The sequence below is a fragment of the Streptomyces fuscichromogenes genome (assembly GCF_014645815.1).
Taxonomy (GTDB): domain Bacteria; phylum Actinomycetota; class Actinomycetes; order Streptomycetales; family Streptomycetaceae; genus Streptomyces; species Streptomyces fuscichromogenes.
Window position 1 is genome coordinate 128,420 of record NZ_BMML01000023.1, and the last position, 12,893, is coordinate 141,312.

The following is a 12,893-nucleotide window of genomic DNA, read 5'->3' on the forward strand; positions in this document are numbered from 1 at the left end:
GTGCTGCGGTCGTTGTGGCCGCCCCTGCTGGTGCTGGCCGTGGTCGTCGGCGGCTGGCAGCTGTACGTGACGACGGCCGGCGTCGACCCGACCACGCTGCCCTCCCCCGCCCGGGTGGCCGAGCAGGGCTGGCTGAACCGCCGGGACCTGTGGGACCAGACACTGCCCACGCTCCAGGAGACACTGCTCGGCTTCGCGCTGTCGTTCGCGGCGGCCTGGCTGGTGGCGGTGGTGCTGGACTTCTCCGCCGCCGCCCGCCGGGGCCTGTACCCGCTCCTTGTCGCCTCGCAGACGATCCCGGTCGTCGCCGTGGCGCCCCTGCTGATCATCTGGTTCGGGTTCGGGCTGCTGCCCAAGATGCTGGTGGTGACGCTGACGACGTTCTTCCCGCTGGCCGCCAACCTGGCCGCCGGGTTCGCGGCGACCGACCGGGAGGCGATGCGGCTGCTGCGCTCGCTCGGCGCCGGGCGGTGGCGGGCGTTCCGGCTGGTGCGGGTGCCGAGCGCGATGCCGTACTTCTTCGCCGGGCTCCGGGTGAGCATCACCTATGCCGTGGTCGGCGCGGTGTTCGCCGAGTACGCGGGCGCCGAGTCGGGGCTCGGGATCTACCTGCAGGCGCAGAAGAGCGCGTTCCGCACCGACCTCGTCTTCGCGGCGGTGGCCGTGACCGCCGCGCTGAGCATCGCCCTGTTCGGGGCGACCTGTCTGCTGCAGCGGCTGGTGCTGCCCTGGGAGCGGAAGGAGCGGCGGTCATGAGCGGTCTCGCCGTCGAGCGGGTGAGCAAGTCGTTCGGGGACCTCGACGTCCTGCGCGATCTCGAACTCATAGTGGAGCCGGGTGAGTTCGCCGCCGTCATCGGACCCAGCGGCAGCGGCAAGAGCACCCTGTTCAACCTGGTGTCCGGGCTGGACCGGCCGACCTCCGGACGGGTGCTGGTGGAGGGCGAGCCGGCCGGGGTGGCGTCCGGCAAGGTCGCCTACATGCCGCAGAAGGACCTGCTGTTCCCGTGGCGGACGGTCCTCGACAACACCGCGCTGGGCCTGGAGGCACAGGGGGTGCGGAAGAAGGAGGCGCGGGCACGGGCCGACGCGCTGTTCGCCGACTTCGGCCTGGACGGCTTCCAGCAGGCGTATCCCTCGCAGCTCAGCGGAGGCATGCGGCAGCGGGCCGCGCTGCTGCGCACGGTGGTCCTGGAGCGGCCGGTGCTGCTGCTCGACGAGCCGTTCGGCGCGCTGGACTCGCTGACCCGCACCGAGATGCAGCTGTGGCTGGCCGGCATGTGGCAGCGGCACCGCTGGACGGTCGTCCTGGTCACCCATGACATCCGGGAGTCGGTCCTGCTCGCCGACACCGTCCACGTCCTGTCCCCGCGCCCGGCCACCGTGGTGGACCGGGTCGAGGTCCCCCTGCCCCGGCCGCGTGGCGCCGACGACTTCACGGCACCGCAGTTCGCGGCCACGGAACGCCGGATCCTGGACTCCCTGCGCGGCACGGCGGCGGTGGGGGCGGCGTGAGCGCGCATCTGGCCCACGGCCTGGGCAGCGAGCCGGTGGAGCCGGACTGGCCGCCGCTGACCGACGCCGAGGTCACGGCCGTGACCGGCCCGGCCCGGGTGGTGTGGCGCAGTCCGCGCCCGCTGTCCGCGGCGGCCGTCGTGGTACGGGAGGAGCGGCGGCTGTTCGTGAAACGGCACCACGTCACCGTCCGCACCCCGCGGGGCCTGGCGGAGGAGCACGCCTTCCTGCGTCATCTGCGGGAGCGCGGGGCGCCCGTGGTGGAGGTCCTGGACCTGGTGGAGCGCGGCGAGTGGACCTACGAGGTCCACTCGGCCGGGACCGGCAGGGACCTGTACCGGGACGCGCTGTCCTGGTCGCCGTTCCTCGGTACGGCGCATGCCCGGTCGGCGGGCGAGGCGCTGGCCCGGCTGCACCTGGCGGCGGCGGACTTCGCCGCTCCGCGCCGCGCACCGCAGCCGCTGGTCGCCTCCTTCACCGTCTTCGCGGCCCCGGACCCCTGGGCCGCGCTGGACACGTACCTGTCCGAACGACCGCGGCTGGCAACGGCGTTGGCGGACCTCCCCTGGCGCGAGGACACCCGCCGCGTGCTGCTGCCGCACCATGAGCGGCTGGCTCCGCACCTCCCGGCGCTCGGTCCCCTGTGGACCCACAACGACTGGCACGCCTCCAACCTCCTCTGGGACGAGGACGGCGAGGTCGCCACCGTGCTGGACTTCGGCATGAGCGACCGCACCACCGCCGTGCACGACCTGGCCACGGCGCTGGAGCGGAACACCGTGCAGTGGCTGGACCCCGGCCGTCCGGTGCAGGAGGAACACGCGATCGCGCTGCTCCGGGGCTATCAGTCGGTACGCCCGCTCACCGCGGCCGAGTCGAAGGCGCTGCCCGCCCTTCTCCCGCTGGTCCACGCCGAGTTCGCCCTGTCCGAGTTGGACTACTTCCATGGCGTCACCCGGTCACCGGCCAACGCCCGGCTGGCGTACGAGTACTACGTCGGCCATGCCGAGTGGTTCGCGGGACCGGCGGGCCACCGGCTGCTGGAGCTGGTGGCCGCCCAGGTATGAGCCTCAGCGCCGACGCCACTCCTGCGCGAGGAGTTCGTACGACCGGACCCGGTCGGCCTGGTCGTGGGTGATCGTCGTGATGAGCAACTCGTCGGCGCCGGTGGCCTCCTGGAGCTGTTCCAGGCGGTCGGCGACATGCCGCGGGCTGCCCACGAACTGGGTGTCGAGGCGGTCCTGGACCAGTTCCCGGTCCTCGTCCGTCCAGACGTGCGCCCGGGCCTCCTCGGGGGTCGGGAAGGGGATGGCCCCCTCGGCGGTACGGATGCTGCGGACCCAGGCACCGTAGCCGGTGGCGAGTTCACGGGCGGTGGCGTCGTCCTCGGCGACCACGACGTCGGCGGACACGCTGACGTACGGCTTGTCGAGGACGTCCGAGGGCTGGAAGCTCGCGCGGTAGCCGTCCACGGCCTCCAGCACGGTGGCCGGGCTGACGTGGTAGTTGGCGGCGAACCGCAGGCCTCGCTCACCCGCGACCCGAGCGCTCTCGCCGCCGCTGCTGCCGAGGATCCACACCTCGACCTCGGCGCCCTCGCCGGGAACGACATGGGCCTCGACGCCGTCCTCGGTGCGGTAGGTCCCGGCCAGCAACGCGAGGATGTCGTCGATCTGTTCGGCGTAGTCCTGGGACTCGGCGTTCGGCAGCAGGAGCAGCTTGCGATGGAGCGCGAGCCGCGGGGAGCCGAGCAGCCGGGCGAAGGAGAACCGGGGCGGGACGACCAGTCCGTTGGGTGCCCGGCCGTCGATCACCGGAGTCGCGGTCGGCGTGGCCGCCTTCTCCCCGGGCGGGCGGCCCCCGGAGCGGCCCAGGCCCAGGTCGAGGCGGCCCGGGTGGAGGGCGTCGAGGAGGCCGAACTCCTCGACCGTGGACAGCGCGGTGCGGTGTCCGAGCTGTACGGCACCGGAGCCGAGCCGGATCGTGGAGGTCGCGGCGGCGGTGGCCGCCAGGACCACCGCGGGGGAGGTGCCGGCCACCCCCGGGTTGAGGTGGTGCTCGGCGAACCAGTACCGGGCGTAGCCGAACTCCTCGGTGCGCTGGGCGAGTTCGACGGAGTTGCGCAGGGCGTCGGCGGCGGTGGCACCGCTCGGCACCGGCACCAGGTCGAGGACACCGAGCGGGATGTCAGACATGTGGGGGCTCCTCGGCGGCCGGGTGTACGGGTGCCCACGGGAACGGCGGGTCGGGGATGTCCTTGCGCAGCACCGGGGCCACCGCCGACTGGAAGAGCTCCAGCGAGTCGCGGTGCTGGGTGTCCGTCAGTCCGCCGGCGTCGGCGTGCAGGTGCAGGACCGTGTGCCCCAACTGCTCGTGGTAGCGGTGCACTTTCTCGATGACCTGCTGCGGGCTGCCGATCAGCGCCGAGCTGCGCGCCACGAAGTCCTCCAGGGTCTCGAAGACGACCGGCAGTCCGGCCCGGCGGAAGAAGGCCAGGTTCGCCTCGAACACCGGGCGGTAGGCGGCCAGTGCCTGCTGGGTGGTGGGCGCCACCAGGAGGCCCGCGGTACCCGCGCCTATCGCGATGTCCGCCGGGTCGTGGCCGAAGTACTCCCAGCGTTCCCGGTAGTGGCGGATCAGCTCGGCGTACGGCTCGACGGGGTTGGTGACGTTCGCGGAGAACAGCGGGTCGCCGTAGCGGGCCGCGAGGTCGACGGACTCCTTGCTGGTGGCGCTGCCGTGCCAGACGCGGACCGGCCGCTGGTAGGGGCGTGGCCAGACCTCGGCGTCCGTCAGCTCCGGCCTGAACCGGGTCCTCGCCGTCACCCTGTCCTGCCGCCACAGCTGCCGGAACACCTGGTAGCTCTCGGCGTTGCGGTCCCACTGGTCCTCGGGCGTGACCTGGAACAGCTCCCGCTGGGCGGTGCCGTTGCCCTTGCCGATGATCAGGTCGAGGCGGCCCTCGGAGAGATGGTCGAGGGTCGCGTAGTCCTCGTACGCCCGGACGGGGTCCAGCAGGCTCAGCGTGGTCACCGCGGTGAACAGCCGGATCCGCCGGGTGAGCGCGGCGACATGGCTGAGCACCACGGTGGGCGCGGAGGAGATGAACGGGCGCTCGTGCCGCTCCCCCACCCCGAAGCCGTCGAAGCCCAGCTCCTCGGCGAGCACGGCGTTGTCGAGGACCTCACGGAACCGGTCATGGGTGGACTTCTGTCTCCCCGTGACCGGATCCGGCCGGTGCACGATCAGGGTGATCGCCAGGAATCTCACGACGCCACCCGCTCGCTCCGCTTCTCGTCCGGGTGGGCCAGGCCCAGGTGGTCGCGCAGGGTGGTGCCCTCGTACTCGGTGCGGAAGACGCCCCGCTCCTGGAGGAGCGGGACGACCGTGTCGGCGAAGGTGTCGAGGCCGCCGGGGGTGATGTGCGGGACCAGGATGAACCCGTCGGAGACGTCGGCCTGCACGAAGTCGTCGATGGTGCGGGCGACGGTGGCCGGGGAGCCGACGAAGGTCTGCCGGTTGCCGGTGTTGATCACCAGGTCGCGGATGGACCACTTGTTGGCCTCGGCGAGCTCGCGCCACTCGCGGGCGATGGCGATCGGGTCGCGGTACATCCTGACCTGGGCACGCCCGCGGGAGATGTGCTCCTCGCTCACCAGCGGGTCGACGTCGGGCAGCGGCCCCTCCGGGTCGTACGACGACAGGTCCCGGTTCCAGACGAACTCCAGGTGCTTGAGGGCCGTGGCGCCGCTGACCTGCTGACGGCGCACCTGGTGGGCGATCTCCTCGGCCTCCGCGTCGGTGTCGCCGAGGACGAAGCTGGCGGCGGGCAGGATCAGCAGTTCGCCGGGCGCGCGGCCGTACTTGGCGAGGCGGGACTTCACGTCGGTGTAGAAGGCCTGGCCGGCGTCGAGGGTGGCGTACCGGCTGAAGATCGCGTCGGCACTGGACGCGGCGAACTCACGGCCCTCGTCGGACTCGCCGGCCTGGAAGATGACCGGGCGGCCCTGCGGCGAGCGTGGCACGTTGAACTGGCCGTGGATGTCGAACTGGGGACCCTGGTGCACGAAGGAGCCGGCTCCGGCGTCGCGCAGGAAGGCGCCGGTGGCCTGGTCGGCGAGGATCTCGTCGCCGTGCCAGGAGTCGAAGAGCTCGTTGGCGGTGGCGAGGAACTCCTTGGCCCGGGAGTAGCGCTCGTCCTGCGGCAGGAAGCCGCCGCGCCGGAAGTTCTCGCCGGTGAAGGCGTCCCAGGAGGTGACCACGTTCCAGGCGGCCCGGCCGCCGGAGAGGTGGTCGAGGCTGGCGAACTGGCGGGCCACCTCGTAGGGCTCGTTGAAGGTGGAGTTGATGGTGCCGGTCAGTCCGAGGTGTTCGGTGACGGCGGCGAGAGCGGCGAGGATCGTGAAGGTGTCGGGGCGGCCGACGACGTCCAGGTCGTATATTTTTCCGCCCTGTTCGCGCAGCCGGAGGCCCTCGGCGAGGAACAGGAAGTCGAACCTGGCGCGTTCGGCGGTCTTCGCGAAGTGGGCGAAGGAGCTGAACTCGATGTGGCTGCCGGCGGCCGGGTCGCTCCACACGGTGGTGTTGTTGACACCGGGGAAGTGCGCGGCCAGATGGATCTGCTTCAGCGGCTTGCTCATGGGAGTGCGGTCCTTCCGGCTCAGGCGGTGGCAGCGACGGCGTAGCGGTTGGCGGGGCGGGCGAGCCCGAGCAGGCCGCGCAGCGTGTCCGCCTCGTAGGCGGTGCGGAAGCGGCCGCGACGCTGGAGTTCGGGGACCAGGTCGGCGGTGATGCGGGGCAGGTCGTGGCCGAGCACGGCGGGCCGCAGCCGGAAGCCGGAAAGGCCCTCGGCGGCGAACTCCTCCAGGAGATCGGCGAGTTCGGCCGCCGTCCCGGTGAAGATCCGGGCATCGCCGGTGTACGCGCCGCCGTCGAGGGCGTCGAGGCGCTCCTTGCGGGCGGCGGCCGCGGCCGGGGTGTCGTCGAGGAAGACCACGAGGTCGCCGAAGACGTGCACGGTGTCGCCGGCCCGTCCGGCGGCCTGCTGCTCGGCACGGATCTCGGCGACGATCGCGCGGGCGTCGGCGCTGTCCTGCGGGGTGACGTAGCCGACGTCGGTCTGGCGGGCGATCAGCCGGTAGGGGACGGTCTGGTGGCCGAGGGCGGTGACGAGCGGCTGGCCCTGCGGCGGGCGCGGGGTGATGGAGGGGCCCTTGACGCTGAACCGGCGGCCCTCGAAGCCGATGTAGTGGAGCTTGTCGCGGTCGATGAAGCGGCCGGTGGCGGCGTCCCGGATCTCGGCGTCGTCCTCCCAGCTGTCCCAGAGCCTGCGCACCACCTCGACGTGGTCGGCGGCCTCGTCGAAGTGTTCGGCGAGCCGCTCCTGGCCGGCCGGGGAGCGCAGTTCCGCCAGGTCGATCGGCGGGAAGGCGCGCCGGCCGAAGTGGTCCGCCTCGTGCGGGCGGGCGGAGATCTGCACCCGCAGCCCGGCGCGGCCGGTGCTGACGTAGTCCAGGGTGGCGATCGCCTTGGATATGTGGAACGGCTCGGTGTGAGTGGCGATCACCGTCGGCACCAGGCCGATGTGGCTGGACAGGGGTGCGATCCGGGAGGCGATCAGGACGGCGTCCAGGCGGCCGCGGACCTGGTCGGTGCGGCCGTCCGGCTCGCCGTGGTGCGAGGACTGGAGGCCGAGGCCGTCCTCGATGGTGACGAAGTCGACGAGACCGCGCTCGGCCTCGGCGACCAGGCCGGCCCAGTAGCCGGCGGTGAACAGCTCACGCGGCCGGGCGACCGGCTCGCGCCAGGAGGCGGGGTGCCAGCCGGTGCCGTCCAGGGCGACGGCGAGATGAAGGTGGGAAGCGGGAGACGAGGACACAGTGGTGCCTTCCTGAGGGTCCGTACGAGGGCGCGCCGGAGACGGGGGCGCTGCGGGGACGACTGGTCAGGAGCAACAGAGCGCGCCAGCCACGCGCTGGAGGTCGATGTGCGGCCGGGAGTGCAGGACGGTACGGCGGCTGGGGCTGAGGACAGACGGCATGTCCCATACCTCCCGGCCGGCTCCGCGTACGTCTCGTCGTGAGTCACAACAGACCGGTTTCCGTGGTTGTTCCCGGGCTGCGCACCAGCAGGGTGCGGCCGCGCAGCCGCTCGGGGAAGCCGGTCGACTCGTACAGCCGGATCGCCTCGGGGGCGGGTTGACGGTCGTTCCCGGGCCGGCGAGGGCCGGCCAGACGGCGTTGTCGAGCGGGGACGGATCGGGTGCGAGCGGGGCCCGGCCTCCGTGGAGGTGGGTCTGCAGCGTCACGGAGGCGCGGTCCTTTCTCGCCTTGCAGGTTGCTTCTTGACAGGTGGTCAGGAGTTGTCGAGCGGCAGTCCGGGCGGGTTGACCTCGGACTTGGCGACGGCCTCGTTGGAGAGGTTGTAGGCCTTGAGCCACTCGGCGTACTGACCGTTCTTGATCAGGTAGTTGATGGCGTCCGCAAGGGGCTTGGCGAGGCCGCTGTCCTTCTTCGCGGTGGCCGCGATCAGGCCCTGGAGGCTGGCGCCCGCGCCGGAGTAGGTGCCCGCGGTGCGGGTGGCGTTGGGCGTGTTGGCCACCTGGCGGTTGTGGTACGCGAAGCCGGGGTTGGGGCCGAAGGAGGCGTCGATCTTTCCGCTGTTCAGGGCCAGGAAGGTGCTGGTGCTGTCCTGGAAGTACTTGACGGTGAGCTTCTTGCCCTCCTTGGCCAGCTTGTCCTTCCACTCCAGGAGGATCTTCTCCTGGTTGGTGCCGGAGCCGACCGCGATCGTCTTGCCGGCGAGGTTCTCGTAGTCGCCGTCGAAGTTCCAGGTGCTCTTCTTCGGCACGATGAAGGCGAGGTTGTCCTGCCGGTAGGAGGCGAACTCGTACTTCTTCTTGCGCTCCTCGGTGTCGGTGATGTTGGAGAGGGCCACATCGACCTTGCCGCTGTCGATGCCGACGAACATGTTCTCCCAGGTGAAGTTCTTTATCTCCGGCTGGAGTCCGAAGACCGCGGCGATCAGGCGGCCGAGATCGGGCTCGGAACCGGTGAGGGTCTTCTGGTCGTCGCCGACGTACGCCAGCGGCGGGAACCCGGCGGGCAGGGCGCCCTCGCCGATGACGAGCCTGCCGCTCCTGCGCAGGGCCGCCGGCAGTTCGGCGCTGATGGACTTGACCTCGGAGACCTTGATGGTGGTCTGGGTGCCGGCGCCGTTGGAGACCCGTGCGACGACGACCTCGCCGGACTTGGCGGCGCCGGTGGTGGTGGCCGCGTCACTGTTGCCCCCGCAGGCGGCGAGCCCGGTGGCGAGGGAGGCGACGGCGGTGGCCGCGGTGATGCCTCTGATCAGGCTGCGTCGGGTGATGTGGGTAGACATGGCCGTTCCTTGTCGCTGCGAGTGATGAGGGTGGCGTGGGGGGAAGTCGAGGGGTGCGGCGGGAGGTCAGAGGACCTTGCTCAGAAAGTCCCTGGTCCGTTCGTGCTGTGGTCTGTCGAGCACCTCGGAGGGCGGACCCTGTTCGACGATCCTGCCGTGGTCGATGAAGACGACCCGGTCGGCGATCTCGCGGGCGAAGCCGATCTCGTGGGTGACGATGACGAGCGTGGTGCCGCTGGTGGCCAGGTCCCTGATGACGGAGAGGACTTCGCCGACGAGCTCGGGGTCCAGGGCGGAGGTGGGCTCGTCGAAGAGGATGACTCCGGGACGCAGCGCGAGGGCGCGGGCGATGGCGACACGCTGCTGCTGACCGCCGGACAGCTGCCGGGGGTAGGCGCCGACGCGCTCGCCGAGACCGACGCGTTCGAGGAGTTCCTTGGCCAGTGCCCGGGCTTCGGGCTTGGTCAGCTTTCCGGTGGCGACCGGGGCCGCGGCCACGTTGTCCAGCACGGTCAGGTGCGGGAAGAGGTTGAAGTTCTGGAAGACGAAGCCGATCCGGCCGCGCTGGGCCAGGATGGCGCGCTCGCTCAGCTCCTTGAGCCGGTCGCCCTGCCGTTTCACGCCGACCAGCTCGTCGTTGATGCTGACGTAGCCGATCTCGGGCTTCTCCAGGTGGTTGATGACCCTGAGGAGAGTGGACTTGCCGGAGCCGGACGGGCCGAGGACGACGGTGACCTCGCCGGGACGGATGGTCAGGTCGACGCCGTCGAGGACCCGGTGGGTGCCGTACCACTTGTGGACGTCGTGGATCTCCAGGGCGGCGGGGGCCGTCTCCAGGGTGTCGGTGGTGCTCATACGGCGGCCTCCCGGCGGATGCGGGCACGCAGGTCGGTGAGGCCGGCCCGCAGTTTCTGCAGGGGGGTCGGCGGCAGGCTGCGGGTGGCGCCCCGGCCGTAGTACCGCTCGACGTAGAACTGGATCACGGAGACGACGCTGGTGAGGATCAGGTACCAGACGGTGACCACGAGCAGCAGGGGCACGATGTCGCCGGGGTAGGTGGAGCCCATGCTCTGCGCGGTGCCGAAGAGGTCGAGCAGCGAGACGTAGAAGACCAGCGAGGTGCTCTTGATCAGGCCGATGAGCTGGTTGACGTAGTTCGGGATGATCGACCTGAGCGCCTGCGGGAAGACGATCCTCCGGAACTGGTAGCCCTTGGGCAGGCCGAGCGCGGCGGCCGCCTCGTGCTGGCCCTGGTCCACGGAGAGGATGCCGCCGCGGACCACCTCGGCCGCGTAGGCCGCCTCGTTGAGGCTGAGGCCGATGACGGCGATGGCCATGTCGGTGGCGAGCTTCGACTCGTCGAAGGAGAAGAAGGCCGGACCGAACGGGACGCCGACGCTCAACGTCTTGTAGAGGGCGCTGAAGTTGTAGAGGAAGAGCAGCACCACGATGAGCGGTATGGAGCGCAGCGCCCAGACGTAGGTCCAGCTGACCGCGCGCAGCACCGGGCTCTTCGAGAGCCGGGCCAGGGCGAGCAGGATGCCGCCGAGCAGGCCCAACACGGCGCTGTAGGCGGTGACTTCGAGGGTGATGACCAGCCCGTCGAGGATGGTCGGCCGCAGGAACCAGTAGCCCCAGCGGTCCCACTGGTAGAAGGGATTGGTCACCAGTCCGTGCACGAACTGGGCGACCAGGACCAGGACGACGGCGGTGGCGATCCACCGTCCCGGCCTGCGCAGCGGCAGAACTCGCTGGGCGGCGAGAGGTTTTGACGGTTCGTCGGCGACGGGAGGCGCCTCGGGGGCGATCGTGGCGCCTGGGGGTTCACTCATGGCGGGCTCCGGCGGAGTCGGACACCCACGTGTCCCACGGCGGAGGCCGCGCACCGCGCCGTGTTCGGGCACGGCACGGTGCGCGGGGGCGCGCGGGGCACGGGGCTGGGCGGACGGCGGCACACCGGGCGGCCGGTGCTTCGACGGGGACGCTGGGGTGCGGAGCTGCGGGAAACCGGCGGAAAGGCCTGGTCAGACCCGACAGCGGGCACAGCCCGGTGCGGTACACGCGCTACACAGGGCGCTGTTGACACGGAGCAGGTCGACGGCGCGGTCGGCGACGAGCGGGCTCGGGTACGGGCGTACGCAGTCCTCGGCGCGGCGCTGGGCCGTCCTGGATGCTGCGTACATGTCCGTCACCTGTCACTGTCGAGCCGGCCCCGGGGGCCTCGCGCTTACCGAATCGTCGCTTGCCGAAACGTCATCGGTCCGGTCGTCACCTGGGGCACCCCACCGCGAAGCGAGGGTTGCCGGTCAGCAAGCCAGGGCTTGACGCTGACGCTCTTGACCGTTCTGGTCCGCAAGTAACGCAGTTGCCCGAACGAATGTCAACGCCTGTCCGACTGGCGAAACGGTTCGGACCGCTCTCACCTGCGGGGAACGCCGGGAGCGTCCGCCGCGTGGCCTGCCCAGTCCAGGATCTGGACGGCCGCTCCGGCGGCTTCCAGACCCTGGCAACGGCCGTGGTGGCGGCGGGCGATGCCGTCGAGGTCGAGGTGGGCGCCGAAGGCCGGATGGGCGGCCAGCCGCCGGGCGTAGGCCCACAGCACCGGGTGGCCGGCGATGGCGTGCACGGCGGCGGCGTCCAGGTGGTTGCGGTGCACGGTGTCGAGTTGCACCAGGGTCACCCACAACTCGACGTCCGCAGCCGTGAGTTGCCCGCCGACCAGGAACTCCACCCCGGTCAGCCGGAGTTCGAGTGCGTCCAGGGAGGCGAGCAGCATCGCCAGCGCCTGCGGGTCGCCGCCCTCGCGGCCGGCCCGCTGCGCGGCCTGCTCGATGCCCTCGGCGCACAGCCGCTCGACGGCCTCGATCTCGGCCTCGGCGCCGCCCGGGTAGAGCCGGGTGGCGCCGTCCGCGAAGTGCCGGTCCAGGTCGCGCAGGATGTCCCGGCTGTGGGTGCTGACGATCCGGCCGGACCAGTCGTCGCTCAACACCGGCGCGAGCGCCGGTCCCGAGTAGTGGTGGGCGCTGGCCTCGTACAGCGGGCGCAGTGCCGCGTGGCTGCCGTCGGGACAGTCCGGGACGGCGGGCAGGTAGGTGACCGGACAACAGTCGTCCAGGGCCAGCAGGCCGTGCCCGACGGCGATGCGCAGGCCGTCCGGACAGGCGGTCGAGAGGTGGAGCCGGTAGCGGCGCGGCACGGCGTAGTGGCCGCTGCGCGCGTCCCGGCCGATGCGGCCCCGGAAGGCGGGGGCGGTACGGACGGACGGGACGGCGGCGAGTGGAGTGATGGACATGCGTCTCCCCGGGGCGGGCGCGCGGACGTACGCGCGGCGGAAGCGTTCGTCGGTGGGTGCTCGGCGAGCGGCGGCGGGTCCTGAAGGGGGTGCTCAGCCTCTGCGGCCGGTGGCGCCGCACATCCGGAGCAGGTCGAGGTGGCGGCGGGAGGTGAGCGGGGGGCCGGTCCGGGGCGCGGGGCTCTCGCGGCGCTGTCTGCCGGTGGGCGTGCGCAGGCGGCCCATCTTTCCCTACCTTTTCACTAGGATTCCTTTCTGGAGTGTCGATCGGCCTCCGCCCGGCGTCAAGGGGGCGTCCACGCCTGGGACACCCGGCGCCGCCCCGGCCCCGACTTGCCGCCGGACGGAAGGGGCGGTGCGCTGGGTGCCGGAGGCCGAGTGACAGGAGCCGGAGCCGATGACCGAGCCCCCGGGACCCGGGCCGGTGCCCGGTGCCGTGCCCGAGACCTTCGCGTTCCGCTGCGGGCGGTGCGACCACGGCTGGGAGGCCACCTTCCAGGCGGTGTTCTTCACCGACCCGGTCGCCGACCCGGATCTCCAGAGCACCCTGGAGTACGTGGACGAGGCCGGGCGGGCCGTACCGTCGCCGCTCACCGACGCGGTGTGCCCGCGCTGCGGCAGCCGGCGGGTGCGGATCGCGGCGGCCGGATCATGACGCTCACCCGAACGGCCCGTGCGAGTGGTCGGCGCCGGTGGCCGGTGGTGGC

General features: G+C 71.7%; 14 protein-coding genes and 1 riboswitch. Of the genes, 4 read left to right on the top strand and 10 right to left on the bottom strand.

Annotated elements, in window-relative coordinates:
* From IEZ11_RS37700 to IEZ11_RS37710, 3 genes are read left to right on the top strand one after another with little or no spacing between them, the layout of a single operon-like run.
* Entirely contained in the window at positions 1–756 is a 756-nt protein-coding gene (locus tag IEZ11_RS37700) for an ABC transporter permease (protein WP_229713610.1), read from the top strand.
* Positions 753–1,514, top strand: a complete 762-nt coding sequence (locus IEZ11_RS37705) for an ABC transporter ATP-binding protein (protein WP_189267508.1) — start codon at positions 753–755, stop codon at positions 1,512–1,514. Before IEZ11_RS37700 ends, IEZ11_RS37705 begins: the two co-directional genes overlap by 4 nt.
* A complete protein-coding gene (locus IEZ11_RS37710) occupies positions 1,511–2,581 on the top strand; it encodes a phosphotransferase enzyme family protein (RefSeq protein WP_189267509.1) in 1,071 nt (356 codons plus the stop codon). The genes IEZ11_RS37705 and IEZ11_RS37710 overlap by 4 nt, the downstream gene beginning before the upstream one ends.
* A 3-nt stretch (positions 2,582–2,584) precedes the next feature.
* Here the strand turns inward: IEZ11_RS37710 and IEZ11_RS37715 are convergent, their stop codons facing one another.
* From IEZ11_RS37715 to IEZ11_RS52080, 10 genes are all read right to left on the bottom strand, one after another.
* Positions 2,585–3,709, bottom strand: a complete 1,125-nt coding sequence (locus IEZ11_RS37715) for an MsnO8 family LLM class oxidoreductase (RefSeq protein ID WP_189267510.1) — start codon at positions 3,707–3,709, stop codon at positions 2,585–2,587.
* Positions 3,702–4,784, bottom strand: coding sequence for an LLM class flavin-dependent oxidoreductase (locus tag IEZ11_RS37720; RefSeq protein ID WP_189267511.1), 1,083 nt, complete (start codon positions 4,782–4,784; stop codon positions 3,702–3,704). Before IEZ11_RS37720 ends, IEZ11_RS37715 begins: the two co-directional genes overlap by 8 nt.
* Positions 4,781–6,154, bottom strand: coding sequence for an NtaA/DmoA family FMN-dependent monooxygenase (locus tag IEZ11_RS37725; protein ID WP_189267512.1), 1,374 nt, complete (start codon positions 6,152–6,154; stop codon positions 4,781–4,783). The genes IEZ11_RS37720 and IEZ11_RS37725 overlap by 4 nt, the downstream gene beginning before the upstream one ends.
* A 20-nt stretch (positions 6,155–6,174) precedes the next feature.
* The gene (locus IEZ11_RS37730) at positions 6,175–7,392 is read right to left on the bottom strand and encodes an LLM class flavin-dependent oxidoreductase (protein WP_189267513.1); all 1,218 of its coding nucleotides are present in this window, start codon (positions 7,390–7,392) and stop codon (positions 6,175–6,177) included.
* 66 nt (positions 7,393–7,458) lie between these two features.
* Entirely contained in the window at positions 7,459–7,554 is a 96-nt protein-coding gene (locus IEZ11_RS52605) for a putative leader peptide (RefSeq protein ID WP_373295022.1), read from the bottom strand.
* Between the two features lie 314 nt (positions 7,555–7,868).
* Positions 7,869–8,894 (bottom strand): ABC transporter substrate-binding protein, encoded by a 1,026-nt coding sequence (locus IEZ11_RS37735; protein WP_189267514.1) that lies wholly within the window; start codon positions 8,892–8,894, stop codon positions 7,869–7,871.
* Positions 8,895–8,960: 66 nt separating this feature from the next.
* Complete coding sequence (locus IEZ11_RS37740; RefSeq protein ID WP_189267515.1) at positions 8,961–9,749, bottom strand: amino acid ABC transporter ATP-binding protein; 789 nt, start codon at positions 9,747–9,749, stop codon at positions 8,961–8,963.
* Positions 9,746–10,726, bottom strand: coding sequence for an amino acid ABC transporter permease (locus IEZ11_RS37745; RefSeq protein WP_189267516.1), 981 nt, complete (start codon positions 10,724–10,726; stop codon positions 9,746–9,748). The genes IEZ11_RS37740 and IEZ11_RS37745 overlap by 4 nt, the downstream gene beginning before the upstream one ends.
* Before the next feature lie 386 nt (positions 10,727–11,112).
* Positions 11,113–11,236: riboswitch (SAM riboswitch) on the bottom strand.
* A gap of 77 nt (positions 11,237–11,313) precedes the next feature.
* Positions 11,314–12,186 carry a glutathione S-transferase C-terminal domain-containing protein gene (locus tag IEZ11_RS37750; protein WP_189267517.1) on the bottom strand — a complete coding sequence of 291 codons (873 nt, stop codon included), beginning with the start codon at positions 12,184–12,186 and terminating at the stop codon, positions 11,314–11,316.
* Positions 12,187–12,279: 93 nt separating this feature from the next.
* Entirely contained in the window at positions 12,280–12,411 is a 132-nt protein-coding gene (locus IEZ11_RS52080; RefSeq protein WP_268239948.1) for a hypothetical protein, read from the bottom strand.
* A 172-nt stretch (positions 12,412–12,583) separates the two neighbouring features.
* Here IEZ11_RS52080 and IEZ11_RS37755 point away from each other — a divergent pair, with 172 nt between their 5' ends.
* The gene (locus tag IEZ11_RS37755) at positions 12,584–12,841 is read left to right on the top strand and encodes a hypothetical protein (protein ID WP_189267518.1); all 258 of its coding nucleotides are present in this window, start codon (positions 12,584–12,586) and stop codon (positions 12,839–12,841) included.
* Positions 12,842–12,893: the final 52 nt, after the last annotated feature.